At 61.0% G+C, this 13,117-nt stretch carries 11 protein-coding genes; 2 read left to right on the top strand and 9 right to left on the bottom strand.

Going from position 1 to position 13,117, the window contains the following annotated elements:
- Positions 1 to 33 precede the first annotated feature (33 nt).
- From B5477_RS01630 to B5477_RS01655, 6 genes are all read right to left on the bottom strand, one after another.
- Positions 34 to 1,473 (bottom strand): ABC transporter substrate-binding protein, encoded by a 1,440-nt coding sequence (locus B5477_RS01630; RefSeq protein ID WP_079698075.1) that lies wholly within the window; start codon positions 1,471 to 1,473, stop codon positions 34 to 36.
- A 67-nt stretch (positions 1,474 to 1,540) separates the two neighbouring features.
- The gene (locus tag B5477_RS01635) at positions 1,541 to 2,503 is read right to left on the bottom strand and encodes a uroporphyrinogen decarboxylase family protein (protein WP_079698076.1); all 963 of its coding nucleotides are present in this window, start codon (positions 2,501 to 2,503) and stop codon (positions 1,541 to 1,543) included.
- 213 nt (positions 2,504 to 2,716) lie between these two features.
- Positions 2,717 to 4,126, bottom strand: a complete 1,410-nt coding sequence (locus B5477_RS01640; protein WP_079698077.1) for a Sapep family Mn(2+)-dependent dipeptidase — start codon at positions 4,124 to 4,126, stop codon at positions 2,717 to 2,719.
- A gap of 193 nt (positions 4,127 to 4,319) precedes the next feature.
- Positions 4,320 to 6,224: a hypothetical protein gene (locus B5477_RS01645; protein WP_079698078.1), complete on the bottom strand. Its 1,905-nt coding sequence runs from the start codon at positions 6,222 to 6,224 to the stop codon at positions 4,320 to 4,322.
- Between the two features lie 257 nt (positions 6,225 to 6,481).
- On the bottom strand, positions 6,482 to 8,593 hold the full coding sequence (gene feoB, locus B5477_RS01650) for a ferrous iron transport protein B (protein WP_079698079.1): 2,112 nt from the start codon (positions 8,591 to 8,593) through the stop codon (positions 6,482 to 6,484).
- 1 nt (position 8,594) lies between these two features.
- Positions 8,595 to 8,852: a FeoA family protein gene (locus B5477_RS01655; protein WP_079698080.1), complete on the bottom strand. Its 258-nt coding sequence runs from the start codon at positions 8,850 to 8,852 to the stop codon at positions 8,595 to 8,597.
- Positions 8,853 to 9,073: 221 nt separating this feature from the next.
- On the opposite strand from B5477_RS01655, the gene B5477_RS01660 reads away from it, so the two are divergent.
- Both B5477_RS01660 and B5477_RS01665 read left to right on the top strand, forming a co-directional pair.
- Positions 9,074 to 9,694, top strand: coding sequence for a potassium channel family protein (locus B5477_RS01660; protein ID WP_079698081.1), 621 nt, complete (start codon positions 9,074 to 9,076; stop codon positions 9,692 to 9,694).
- A gap of 19 nt (positions 9,695 to 9,713) precedes the next feature.
- Entirely contained in the window at positions 9,714 to 10,376 is a 663-nt protein-coding gene (locus B5477_RS01665; RefSeq protein ID WP_079698082.1) for a potassium channel family protein, read from the top strand.
- 42 nt (positions 10,377 to 10,418) lie between these two features.
- On the opposite strand, the gene B5477_RS01670 is transcribed toward B5477_RS01665, so the two are convergent.
- The 3 genes from B5477_RS01670 to B5477_RS01680 form a co-directional block, all read right to left on the bottom strand.
- Positions 10,419 to 11,420: an inorganic phosphate transporter gene (locus tag B5477_RS01670; RefSeq protein WP_079698083.1), complete on the bottom strand. Its 1,002-nt coding sequence runs from the start codon at positions 11,418 to 11,420 to the stop codon at positions 10,419 to 10,421.
- Between the two features lie 103 nt (positions 11,421 to 11,523).
- A complete protein-coding gene (rsmI, locus tag B5477_RS01675; protein ID WP_079698084.1) occupies positions 11,524 to 12,360 on the bottom strand; it encodes a 16S rRNA (cytidine(1402)-2'-O)-methyltransferase in 837 nt (278 codons plus the stop codon).
- On the bottom strand, positions 12,353 to 13,090 hold the full coding sequence (locus B5477_RS01680) for a tRNA1(Val) (adenine(37)-N6)-methyltransferase (protein ID WP_079698085.1): 738 nt from the start codon (positions 13,088 to 13,090) through the stop codon (positions 12,353 to 12,355). The genes rsmI and B5477_RS01680 overlap by 8 nt, the downstream gene beginning before the upstream one ends.
- Positions 13,091 to 13,117 lie beyond the last annotated feature (27 nt).

A 13,117-nucleotide genomic window follows, 5' to 3' on the forward strand; every position in this document is an offset into this window, starting at 1 on the left:
TTCCCAGCGGCGCGCATGCTACGGCGGGCAGGCTTAGTTTTTCGCGGTGCCGATCTTGGCTTTGAGCTGCTCGTCGATATTCTTGATGGTCGTATCCATATCCTGGTCGCCCGCAATATACCGGTCGAGCTCGTCGGAAATGATGGTGTCCGCCTCGGCGTCCGAAGAGGTCACGACCATGTTGGGGGCCGCATCCTTGAGCCCCACGGTCTCCATCTCCTTGAAGGACTGGTCGCCGTAGAACGGGTCCGGAGACTTCCAGAACGGGTCCTCGGAGAGCGCCTTGGAGATCGGGTTCCAGCACGGACCGTCCTCGTCGGCCATGTTCTGCGCATGCTGGTTGCGGTACTCGGCGGTGAACATATAGTCATACCAGATGTCCTTGAAGAGGTCGGCGTACTTGGCGTCGGGCTTGTTGACGATCGCCATCATGCCGGTGACCGGCGCGCCGCGCAGGCCGATGTCCTCGTACTTGGGCGCGGTCATCATTCTCCACTTGCCGGCGATCTCGGGGGTGTTCTTGCGGATGAACTCATCCCAGAAGGCGCCGATGTAGAAGGTCGCGACCTCGCCATTGCGGATCGAGTCATAGAGCGGGGGCTGCATGACCTGGGAGCGCAGCAGCAGGTCCTCCTTGAAGAGGGTGTCCAGCGTCGAGGCGGCCAGCTTGGTGCCCTCGTCCGAACCGAAGACGACATTGCCCTCATCGTCCCAGATTCTCGCCTTGGCCTGCGGCCAGAGGCCGCGCCGTCCCCAGTAGGCCCAGGTCTTCTGGCTCGGGGAAGCGAAGGAGAGGTAAACCTTCCCGCCGCTCTTCTCCTTGAGCTGGCGGCCGACCTCGATGTAGCCCTCCATGGTGTCCATCTGGGCGGGGTCGATCTCATACTGGTCGAAGATTTCCTGGTTGTAGAAGAGCAGCTGCGGGCGGAAGGAATCGGGCAGCGCGTACATCTTGCCGTCGTACTGCACGTCCCCGGTCACGCCGTCGAGCATCTCGGGCTCCAGCGGCTGCAGGAAATCGGTCACATCCATCAGGATGCCGTTTTTCGCCATGTCCATCATCTGCGCGGTCGCGGTCTGCACCACGTCGGGCATCTCGTCCATCGCGCCGGACTGGTAGGTGAGGGTGACCTTCTTACGGGCATCCTCGCCGCCCTCGCACTGGATCATCTCGATCTCAACGCCCTCGGTGGCCTCCTTGTGCATGTCGAACCAGAGCTGGTACTGCTCGAGCATGAACTGCGGCTGGCCGTAGCCGTAGAAGACGAACTTGCCTTCCGGATACTTGGTGGTACCGGAGTAGGTGCCGCCCGCGGCAGGGGTCTCGGCCTCGCTGGAGGCGGGGGCTTCGGCCTCGCTGCTCTCGGGAGCGGCCGAGGAAGACTCGGCCGGGGCCTCGCTGCCGCCGCAGCCAGCGGCGATGGAGGCCAGTGTGCAGGCGGCAAGCAGAGTTGCAATCAACCTTGTTTTCATGTGGTAATCCTCCTAAATGCTTATACGTCTATTCCTAATGAACGGCCCTCGGCCGTTATTCACCTTTCTAGCGGGAAGCGTACTTCCCGGTCGCCTCGACGGCGGTGCGGATGTGCGCGTAGGGGATCTCGGTGGGCAGGGTGCAGTCGGCGCCCAGCAAAAATCCGGTGGTCCCCATCCGGTCGAGAACCGAGTAGACCTCCTGCTCGATGGCCTCCTTCGGCCCGTCGACCAGCACGCCGGCCCGATCGTCCAGCCCGCCCAGGAGCACCTTGCCCGGGAAGAGCTTCTTGCCCTCCTCCAGCGAGGGGTTCTGCTCGTAGACGCCCCAGTTGACCACCTCGCAGGGATAGTCGGTATAACGGCCCAGGTTGAGACGGTCCTTGCAGACGTGCAGGATATTGAAGGCGGGCACCTTCTTCGCCGCTTCGAGGATGCGCAGATCGCAGGGTTTTATGTACCGCTCGAACTCCTCGTCGTTAAAGAGGTAGCTCTCGCCGCCCAGCGCGGCGTAATAGATCCCGTCCACCCCGGCCTTTAAGCTCTCCTCGGTCAGCAGGGCCACCGCCTCGGCGATCACCTGGTAGCCGTAGGACACCGCCTCGGGATTCTCGCGCAGATGCTCGGCCAGAAAGCTGCTTCCCGTCTCATAGCCCGCCGGGCCGCCCCTCGCGTGCCAGGCCGAGGCCACAATTCCGTGGATGGTGGCCAGCACGATCCCCTGATCGTGGACCTTATCCAGAATCCGCTTGATGATCTCCACCTGGTCGGTGATGAACTTCGAGTTTCTGGTGAAAGGCTTTATGCTCTTCCAGTCGGAGGCAGTCTTGATCGGCACGTCGTGCGGGACCAGGTTTTCGGTCATGATTTTCATGATGTCCGTGCCGGTCTTCTCAAAATAGTCCAGGTGCGCCTGTACCGCCGCCTCGCCGTTCTGCTTGTCCTCGGTGAAGTGCAGCCAGAAGCCTGCCGGCGTCCGGTCAACCGGTTTTCCGGCAACCGCCGCCAGAACGCGTTCCCTTGCGTTCATATGATCACTCCTCTGATAAGGTTTCTAATAATACTTCTAATATTATCACGTAGCTAGATCATATCATAAATCTGAAATTTGTAAAGGGTATTTTAGTGAAAATCCCCTATTTTGTGAATTCTTGATGAAAATCCCATGTCGGATTTGTGTAAGAAAGAGATTGGGACGGGAGAGGCTGTGCGCTTCTTCCGTCCCAAACGATAACACCCGGCGTCATAAAATTTTGTCGAGCTCGAGGATTGCCGCCACATAAATTTTAATCGAGCGCAGCAGGATCCCGATATTCTGGCTCTCATCCGGCTGATGCGCATCCCCGCGTCCCGGCTCGTAGGGGAGCTTCTCCTCGGGGTCGCCCGGCCCGAAGGCCACGGCGTTCGGGAACTTGCGCGCGTAGGTCCCGCCGCCCATGGTATAGGGGGCGCGCCCGCTGCCGGTGAGCTCCCGGTAGACCCGGCAGAGCGTTTGTACCGCAGGGTGGTCGGCGGGGACATAGGTGCCCGCGTCGTCCTTGGTGACCACAAAGGAGCAGCCGTGCTCCTTGCAGGCGGCGGCGATCTTTTTGCCGATCTTGCCGCCCGAGGCGGTGACGGGGTAGCGGATGTCGAGGTTCAAATGCAGCCCGTCGCTCTCCTCGAAGAGCAGGCCGCCCACACAGGTCAGCTTGCCGGTCTGGGCGTCGGCGCAGGCGATCCCGAGCGTCTCGCCGTAATAGTGCTCAAGTGTATCCGCCAGGAAACGCCCGCGCTCAAAGTCCTCCCCCTCGAGCAGCCCGGCGCCGCACAGAAAGCGAAGCAGGCGTCCGATAGCGTTCTTGGATCCCTCGGGGAAGGCCGCATGAAAGGAGATCCCCTCGGCGCTGACCGTCAGGGTGTCCCCTTCCATTTTCGCGCAAATCCCTTCGGCCTCCCCGGCCAGGGCCAGGATTCTTTCCTTGTCAAGACCTTGGCAATCCACCTCGGCGCTGGCCTGCGCGGGCACGATGTTTCGTGCCACGCCCCCGCCGGCCCGACGCACCCGCGCGGGCTTCGGGAAAATAATGTCCCCCGAGAAGCCGCCCTTTTCCCCGTGGCAGACCGGGAAGCTGCAATCGGTCACCAGAGTGAAGTCGGGCGCCTTGTTCTTGGAGAGGTAATATTCCATATCCTTCATCCCGGTCTCCTCGTTGCAGCCCATGATGAGGCGCAGCGAGTGGCGCAGCGGCACGCCGAGCTCGCGCAGGCAGAGCATTGCGTACAGGTCGGCGGCAAAGGCCCCCTTGTTGTCCCTCGCGCCCCGGCCGACGATGTAGCCGTCGCGCAGGGTGGCCGAGAAGGGATCCACCGACCAGCCCTCCCCCACCGGCACGATGTCCAGATGGGCCGCCAGGGCGATCTCGCCCTCCTGCCCCGGCAGCACCGCGCTGCCGCAGTAGCCCTCGTGGTCGGCGACCGAGAGGCCCTGCTCCTTACAGATGGCGAGCGCACGGTCCAGCGCCCGTCTCGGGCCCGCCCCATAGGGCGCGCCGGGAAGCGGTGCCCCGCGCAGGCTGTCGATCTGTACCAATGCGCGCACCGTCTCCACGATCTGATTCCGGTTCTTTTCTACAAAGCTGTCGATCTGCTCTTGCAATTTCTGATCCAGCATGGTGATCCTCCTCAAGCGATGTTACTGCGGCTGTTGTTTTATAGGCCTGCGCGCAAACCAAGAAGGCGGGATGTTGGTATTGCCCTGGCCGTCTACCGGCTATTATAGCATCCCTTCTCCGTTTGGCAAGCAAAAAACCGCCCGGCCTTCCAAATAGAAGGCCGGGCGGCTGATATAACAATTGGGACCGCTATTACTTTTGAAGCGGCGCATCCGTGATGATAACGTCCCCTGCGAGGGAGGTAGTGAAGTGCAGGTACCCGTTTTCATCCATCCAATAATTGGGTGCGGGAATCTGTTTATAAGAGTTGGTCTCTTTGTCATAGTGGTAGAAGTAAAGAGACTTTTGATCCAGCTCCTTGTCCGGCTTGACTGCGATTTCGACCGGCATGCCGAAGCTCCCTTGCTGCGTGAAGCTGATTACCTGCAAACGGTTTTTAAACCATTTGCCAAAGAGCGCCTTGGTGGATTTTGCGCGCTCGGAAACCGTAGAGGCGGATAGGTCGATATCCTTGGTCATCTGCGCGGGGCTAAGGGTCAGCCGCACATCGACGGTACCGTCACCCAGCGTGGAGTCGGCGTAAATTTTGACCGGCGTGGTTCCCGCCGCTTCCCCGATCGCCCGCGCCGTGGCCAGCGTCATTGCGCCGACATTCCGGAACTTAACTACAGCGGAAGTGTTTCCGGCCTGCCCGGCCACCTTGAGCGCCTCCCTGGTCAGGTTGACGGCGGTCTCGGTATTGACCGGCCCGCTTATAGGTGCAGGGGCGCTGCCGCCGAGCTTCGGCGCGGTATAAGACTGGTTCCAGTTCCCGCTGTTGTCGTTCTTGTCCTTTCTGCGCGAACTCGTCGATGAACCGCCGCTGGGATTGTCGCTGATGTCGATGGTGATATCGGCCGGGAGGGTGTATTTCGGGAGGTCCTCGCCACTATAGAACGACTTCCAGACAGTTTCGCTAACCCGGTTAAAGAGGATAAAGTAATAATTTCCTCCAGCCGGAACATTGGTGAAGGTGGCCGTGCCGTTTTGATCCGTCACCTCGTCGGCGACTGTCCATGTCTCATTCATCGCATCAAGTTGGCAAACATGAACCAAAGTATTCGTCAGAGGTTTGCCCCGATCCAAAAATTTTGCTGTGAAGGCTCTCCCTTTTTTCAATTCGATATTGGGATAGTTGCCATCCGTGGTCGCAAAAACCTTGCCCTCATTCGCACCATTGTAAGCGGCGAATTCCCCCTTTTTGCGAAACACCGTAAAATAAGCACTTTGCGCAGAAGGAAGGTTGGTAAATGTCGCCACTCCGTTGCTATCTGTCTTCACAGAAATATTATCGTGCACACCCTCCACGTTGACATAAGCGCCCTTCTGGGGAACGCCATCCAAGGTTACGCGAGTAGAGCCGCTGTACCCCGCCTCCAGAACAATGTCCGGAGCACTGCCAGGAATCGAGAAGTATTCTCCGAAATCCTCTCCCCAATATTTTATATTTTGTCCTTCAACCCGATCAATCCGTATGGAACACTTGTCCCATTTTGGAAGATTGCTAAAAGTAATCGTTGGATTTGAACCGAGCGGCGCCGACAAGAGCTTCCATATATCTTTAGAAATGTAGTCCTTCGGAGACCAGAAACACAGAGCAACCGACAACTCATCCAGTTTCTGCCCATTTTCCAAGGAAACACTAAAAGAAATCGTTTCCCCTTCCTCCAGTTCAATTAAAGGAACCGGCCCCTGCGGGACGTGAAAAGTCTGCCCGGAAAATTTGCCGTCATATTCGCTAAAATCATCTGAGTCAGATGCTTCTATGGTAAAATAGCATTCTCCAGCCGGTAAGCTGTCGAAGGATACCATGCCGTCTATGTCAGTGCGTGCCGCGACTTTAAAGTTTGACCCCTTGTCCGGCTGGCAGTGCAAATGAACCGTTTTATCTTTGACGGGCTGTCCTCTAAAGGTCACCGTCGTTTCTACCTGGTATCCAGACTCCCCAACCGTACGCTCCGTTCCCGAGGCTCCATAGGCGACCACGCTAAAGGGCCCACTAAACGGCATCCCCGTCAAAACAACGGCCATAAAAAGAATCATACTGACGATCCGCAAGCTGACCTTTCCTTTTAAACACATAAAGCACACCTCAGTTCTTTGTCTTATCCTCCCCTTTACTATACCACATTGGAAAATACAGTCAATATATTGACGAAAATTGTCGACTTCATTTGGGGAAATTAGACTTTCTAACCAATGTCCAAGAGCCCCGGATGGTCAATATGACCATCCGGGGCTCTTGCCTTATTTGTAATTTGACTTAGACTTTTTCGTCCCTCAAACAGACAACTTCAAATTTCCTACAAATTTCATCATCCAAAAATCAGATTGAACGCCGCGCAGATCATCATCCCCAGCACCGTTGGAATCAAGAATCCAAGCGCGGTCCATTTGAGGCTCCCCGTCTCCTTTTTGATGGTCAGCATGGTGGTCGCACAGGGGAAATGTACCAGCGAAAAGAGCATGACGCAGCAGGCCGTCACCCAAGTCCAGCCGTGATCCACCAGCAGGGCGCGCAGCGCGCTGAGATTTTCCATCTCGATCATATGTCCGGTCGCCATGTAGCTCATAATGATGATCGGCACCACGATCTCGTTGGCCGGCAGCCCCAGAATGAAGGCCAAAAGGATAACGCCGTCCATCCCCAGCAGTTGAGCGAAGGGGTCCAAAAATCCGGCGCAGAGGCTGAGCACACTCACATCGCCGACCATAACGTTGGCCATCAGCCAGATCAGCGCTCCCGCGGGAATGGCGACCGCCACCGCCCGCCCGAGCACGAAGAGGGTCCGATCAAAGATGGAGCGCACTACCACCTTGAGCACCTGCGGCTTGCGGTAGGGCGGCAGCTCGAGCGTGAAGGAGGAGGGTAGGCCCTTGAGCACCGTCTTGGAAAGGAGCTTGCTCACCAGCAGGGTCATCGCCACGCCGAAGAGGATCACACCGGTGAGTAGCAGCGCCGAGAGGACCGAATCGAGCGGGGCCACCAGCGTCCCGCAAAAGAACATGGTGATAATTGCAATAAGGGTCGGAAAACGTCCGTTACAGGGGACAAAATTATTGGTCAGGATCGCGATCAGCCGCTCGCGGGGAGAGGAGATGATCCGGCAGCCGATCACCCCGGCCGCGTTGCAGCCAAAGCCCATACACATGGTCAGCGCCTGCTTGCCGCAGGCCCCGCAGCGGTAGAAGGCGTTATCCATATTGAAGGCGACCCTCGGTAGATACCCCAAATCCTCGAGCAGGGTGAACAGTGGAAAGAAGATCGCCATCGGGGGCAGCATAACCGACACGACCCAGGCCACGGTGCGCCAGACCCCCATGATCAAAAAGCCGTAGAGCCACTGCGGCGCGCCCGCGGCGCTCAACCATCCGCCCATGACGTCCCCCAACCCGAACAGCAGGGTGGAGAGCGCCGCGCTCGGGTAGTTCGCCCCGGTGATGGTCAGCCAGAACACCGCGCACAGGAGCAGCAGCATGATCGGGATGCCGTAGCGCTTGGAGGTGAGCACCCGGTCGAGCTTTAAGTCCCGCGACGAGCGGCGGCTGCAGAAGGTGCGCACCGTCTCCTCATAGATTTCCTGAGCCCGGGTGCCGATCTTCTTGACGACCAGGTCCTCGATCCGTTCGGGGCGCACGCCGGACAGGCGCAGGATATGCCAGGCGTGGTCGAGCGAGGAGTCGAGGTTCTGGCCGGAAGGTTCCACCCCGTTTTCCCGCACGAAGCGCAGCGCCAGCTCCTCCTGTGCGCAGAGCAGCTGCAGCGCCGCGAACCGCTTTTCCCGCTCGCCCATGAAGGGCAGGCTCTCTTTGACGGTGTCCAGCGCGTTCTCCAGCACCGGGCCGTAGCCGACCGGCGCGATATCCGGGCTCGCCGGTTCGTCGCAGGCGCGCCCTACCGCCTCCATCAGCTCCTTCATCCCCTCGCCCTGCGCCGCCGAAGCAGCCACCACCGGGATCCCCAAGCGCTTTTCCAGCGCCTTAACATCCACCGTGATCCCCTTGCGCTTCGCCTCGTCCATCAGGTTGACGCAGAGCACCACGTTCCCGGTGATCTCCAGCGTCTGCAGCAGGAGGTTCAGGTTGCGCAGCAGGGATGTGGCGTCCGCCACCACGATGGTCACATCCGGATGCTCGAAACACAGGTAATCCCGCGCGATCTCTTCCTCCGGCGAGTTTGCCGAGAGCGAGTAGGTCCCCGGCAGGTCGATCACGGTGTATTGCCTGTCCCCATAGAGGTACTCGCCGCTGGCGACCGCCACCGTTTTACCCGGCCAGTTGCCGGTGTGCTGATGCATTCCCGTCAGGAAGTTGAAGACGGTGGACTTCCCGACGTTCGGGTTCCCCATCAAGGCGACGGTATAGCCGCCCGGGGCCGTGCTATGTATCGGCGGAACGCTTTGCGGTGCGCTGTGCAGAAGGGCCATGCTAGATGGCACCTCCCTGCGCGGCGAGGGGGGAAACGCTGATCCGCATGCTGTCGCAGCTGCGCAAAGCGATGATTGCGCCGCACACCTGGTAGGCGGTCGGGTTGCCCGAGGGACTGCTGAGCACCGGCTTGATGACGCTGCCCTCGCGCAGTCCGAGGTCCAGCATCCTGCGCCGCTCGTTTCCGTCAAAATCCAGCGCCTGCACCTTGGCGCTGTGGTCTATATCAAGCTCGCTGAGGCTGATTTGCTTATCCATAGGTGAATCTCCCTTTCTTTTTTGCATTTTTATGGATGCTCCTTGCTACCAGTATATTGGTAAAAAGTTGTCTTCGTTCTCTGCGCCCCCGGACGGGCTCCCCCGTTCCTGCCGCGGCGTCCTGTGAGCGGGATGAAAGAAGCACCCCGGCAATTGCTTTTTCATGGAAAAGCGGGTATAATATTTTTTACGCAATGAACCTAATTGTTGGGGGTCATGGAATGAATATACTGATCATCGGCTGCGGCAAGGTGGGGTCCCATCTGGCCAATCTGCTCAGCCAGCTCGGTCACGACGTTGCCATCGTGGACCGCAACCCGGAGAGCTTCGATCTGCTCGACAACGACTTTGCCGGCTTCACGGTCCAGGGGATCCCCATCGACCAGGACGTATTAAAGCGCGCCGGGATCCAGGGGTGCGACGCCCTGGCCGCCGTGACGCGGGACGACAACGTCAACATCATGGTCTCCCAGGTGGCCAAGGAGATTTTCCATGTGCCCCGGGTGCTCGCGCGCATCTACGACCCGCAGCGCAAGGACGTCTTCTCCCACTTCGGGCTCAAGACCATCTGCCCGACCAACATCACCGTCGAAGCGGTCTACTCCATGCTCATCGACACCGACGAGACCAAGCAGCTGACCTTCGACTCGTCGGTGGTCGCCTTCGATACCGTCCCCCTGCCGCTGAAATACGCGGGGGATATGCTTAGCGAGCTGCCGGTGCCGAAGGGGGAGATGCTCCTCGGCGTGCTGCATGAGGACGGCAGCCTGGATTTCGCCCGGGACGGACGGGTGCGTCTGGCGGCCAAGGACCGGCTGATCTACACCAAGCTCGTGGATTGAGCGGAGAGGGAATCACACTATGAAAGTCATCATCGTCGGGGGCGGAAAGGTGGGCTACTACCTCGCGCAGACGCTGCTCTCCCACGGGCACGACCCCCACGTCATCGAAATCAACAAGGACCAGTGCGTCATGCTGGCCAACAACCTGGATATCCCCATCATCTGCGGCGACGGCTCGCTCATCGAGGTGCTGCGCTCGGCCGGGATCGAAGGGGCCGACGCCCTGGTCGGGGTGACCGGGAAGGACGAAAACAACCTGATCATCTGCCAGCTGGCCAAGAAAAAGTTCGGGGTGCGCCGCACGGTGGCGCGGGTCAACAACCCCAAGAACGCCAAGGTGATGCAGCAGCTCGGGGTGGACATCCCGATCTCCAGCACCGACAACATCGTGCGGCTGCTCGAGCGGGAGATCGACATCTCGGCCATCAAGCAGCTGGCCGCCATCAACCGCGGCGAGGCGTCGCTGAGCGAGCTGTCGATCCCGCCCGACTTTAAGCTCAACGGGATCCGTCTCAGCGAGCTGTCCATGCCGGTGGATTCGATCGTAGTCTCGATTACCCGGGACAACAAGCTGATCATCCCCCGCGGCAACACCCAGATTTTAGCCGGGGACAAGGTGGTGGTCATCTCCAAGACCGAGGTGCTCCACGACATCGGGAAAATCCTGCAGCTCACCCAATAGATTTAAAAAATCCTGCGCACCCGTTTGAGTGCGCAGGACTTTTTATGCCCCGACCACCAGCCGGGTAATGAGCCATCCGATCAGCCCGCAGACGGGGAAGGTGATCCCCCAGGCGAGCGCCATCCGTCCCACCACTCTCAGGTGCACCGTTTCGCCGCAGCGCAGCCCCGCGCCCATCACCGCGCAGGTTTTGGTGTGGGTGGTGCTCATCGGTATGCCGGTGGCGGTCGCGCCGAGCAGCAGCAGCGCGGCGGCAAGGTCGCTTGCACTCCCGCTGCGCTCCCCGAGCGAAACCATCTGCTCGCCCACCGCCTCGATGATCCGCCTCCCGCCCACCAGGGTCCCGACCGACATGACCACCCCACAGAGCAGCACAGCGCCGAGGCTCCCCGAGAGGTCCACCTCGCTGCTTGCCGGAGCGCCCAGCAGGAAGGAGTCGGCCACCAGCAGCACACCCACGAATTTGAGCCCGTCCTGCGCGCCGTGCATAAGGGAGAGGAGCACCGAGCAAAAGAGCTGTATCCGCCGCGCCCCACGGTGTCCGCCCCGCTTCAGCAGCCGCGCACAGGGGCCGCACACCAAAAAGCCCAGCACCAGCCCCCCGGCCGAGGAGAGCAGCAGTCCCCACAGCACCTTGCCCCAGGCCCCCTCGCTGATCGCCGCCTTGCCGCCCAGCGCGGCGGCGGCGCCCGACAGGGCGGCCAGCAGCGCATGGCTCTCGCTGGTGGGAATCCCGAATATCCAGGCGGCCACCGCGAAGAGGATGACCGCCGCCATCGCCGCGCACAGGGCGCTCAGGGCCGAAAAGGGGTCCGTCTGTGAAAAGTCCGCCATCTCGCGGATGGTGTTGGTCACCTTGGGCGCCAAGAGCCAGCTCAGCAGCAGCCCGCACAGGTTGCATCCCGCCGCGAGAAGAGCCGCCCTGCGGAAGGGAAGCACCCCGGTGCAGACGATCGAGGTGATCGAGTTGGGCGCATCGGTCCAGCCGTTGACGAAGATTACCCCCACCACCAGCACCACCAGGAAGAAATAGCCCGTCTGCATGAAACGCCCTCCCCACTTTGTCCATGCTCCATTCTATGGGAAAACGGGCCCTTTCATGCCAGCGGCGCCCCGGGAGACCTCCCGGGGCGCCTTGATTGCTCTTCTATTCCTCTGTTTGCAGGGCGGCCTTGTAGAGCTCGCCCTTTTTGTGCCCGCTCAGGGAGGCCACCTCGCGGCAGGCTTCGCTCATCGCCTTGCCCGAGGCGGACAGCTTTCGGACCATCGCTACCGCCTCTTCAAAGGAGAGAGCCCCCTCTTCCTCTTTTGCGGGCTTCGCCCCCTCGATCACCAGCACATACTCCCCCTTCGGCGGGTGCTCGCGGTAGTAGCGGGCGGCCTCGTCGAGGGTGGTGCGCAGCACCGTCTCATGGACCTTGGTCAGCTCCTTGGCCACCGAGACTTGGCGCGGCCCGAGCGCCCCCGCCAAATCGTCCAATGTATCGCAGAGCTTGTGCGGCGCCTCGTAAAAGATCAGGGTGCGCCGGTCGTTTTTAATTTCCTCCAGATGCGCCATCCGGCTCGAGCGCTTGACCGAAAGGAATCCCTCGAAGGAGAAGCGCCCGGTGGGCAGGCCGCTGACGGCCAGCGCCGCGATGACGGCGCTCGGCCCCGGGACCACCTCCATCCCGATCCCGCGCTCGGCGCAGAGGCGCACCAGGTCCTCGCCCGGGTCGGAAATGCAGGGCATCCCCGCGTCGGTGACGATGGCACAGCTCTCTCCCGCCTGCAGCCTCGAGAGGATTTCCTCCCCCCGCTCGCGCAGGTTATGCTCGTAATAGCTGACCATCGGCTTGTGGAGCCCGAGGTGACTGAGCAGCTTGCGGCTGACCCGGGTGTCCTCGGCGGCGATGAAATCCACCTCCCCCAGCACCTTTGCCGCCCGCGGGGAAAGGTCCCCGAGATTTCCGATCGGCGTGCCCACGATATAGAGCTTACCCATCTATCTTCCCTTCCCATCCGTAAATTTGCCGCAGCTCGGCGGAAAACCCGCCGGCCCCGTCCTGGACGAGCAGCGGGGCCTCGACCTTTAAAAATGGCCGTCCACCGCGCCGCCCCTCGATGAGCACCAGCCAGGGCGGGGTGTCGCCCCGCTTTTGCACCAGGCGCATCCGCTTGGGCTCGATCCCCGCCTCCTGCATGGCGGCGAAGACCTCCGGCAGCCGCTCGGGCCGCTGGCACAGGCAGAGCCTGCCGCCCACCTTCAAAATCCGCGCCGCACAGGTACAGACGTCCGTCAGGGTGCAAAGCGCCTCGTGCCGCGCCTTGAGCGCGTGCTCCCGTGCGCTTTCGATCCCCCGCCCCGCCGCCTTGTAGGGCGGGTTGCAGCTGACGAGATCGCAGCTGGCGCTGGGGATGTCCTCCCGGGTGAGCGCCCGCAAGTCCCGGCAGAGGGGCAGGATTTTCCCTTGCAGCCCGCTCTCCCCGGCCGAGCGCTCCAGGAGCGCCGCCGCCTCGGGCTGCACCTCGACGCAGTGGCAGCGCGCGGGCGCGCGCTCCCGTCTCCGGTACCAGAGCAGCGCCACGATCCCGCAGCCGCTGCACAGGTCGGCGGCAACCTCGCCCTTCCCAGCCGCGCAGAAGTCGGAGAGGAGGAAGCCGTCGGTGCCGAAGCGATGCGCGCGGCTGACGTAAATTTTCACCCCGCCCCCGAGGCTTTCGGGCCCTTCCATGCACACTTCCCCCTAAACCAAGAAAAC

It is taken from the genome of Provencibacterium massiliense, assembly GCF_900169495.1.
Classification (GTDB): Bacteria; Bacillota; Clostridia; order Oscillospirales; family Ruminococcaceae; genus Harryflintia; species Harryflintia acetispora.